The following is a 261-nucleotide window of genomic DNA, read 5'->3' as shown; positions in this document are numbered from 1 at the left end:
CGCCATCGGCCCACACCTTGCCCAGTCGCGGGAACTTCGGGCGGGCGGCGCTGAGCAGCCGCCGCCCACCGGGGCGGTCCTGCAGCGAGGCGGTGGTGACCATGACCGCCAGCAGCAGCCCTCCGGTGTCGACCAGCAGATGCCGCTTGCGCCCCCGAACCCGCTTGCCGGCGTCGTAGCCGATCGCCTCCCCACCTTCGGAGGTCTTGATCGACTGGGCGTCCAGCACCGCCGCCGTCGGCTGGGGATCACGGCCCTCGG

General features: G+C 73.6%; 1 protein-coding gene. It reads right to left on the bottom strand.

Going from position 1 to position 261, the window contains the following annotated elements; all coding sequences use genetic code 11:
- The coding region (locus IN07_RS08290) for an IS5/IS1182 family transposase (RefSeq protein ID WP_036335088.1) at positions 1 to 261 on the bottom strand (261 nt) is incomplete at both ends.

The sequence above is a fragment of the Modestobacter caceresii genome, assembly GCF_000761485.1.
Classification (GTDB): domain Bacteria; phylum Actinomycetota; class Actinomycetes; order Mycobacteriales; family Geodermatophilaceae; genus Modestobacter; species Modestobacter caceresii.
This window is presented reverse-complemented; position numbering and strand designations above follow the sequence as displayed.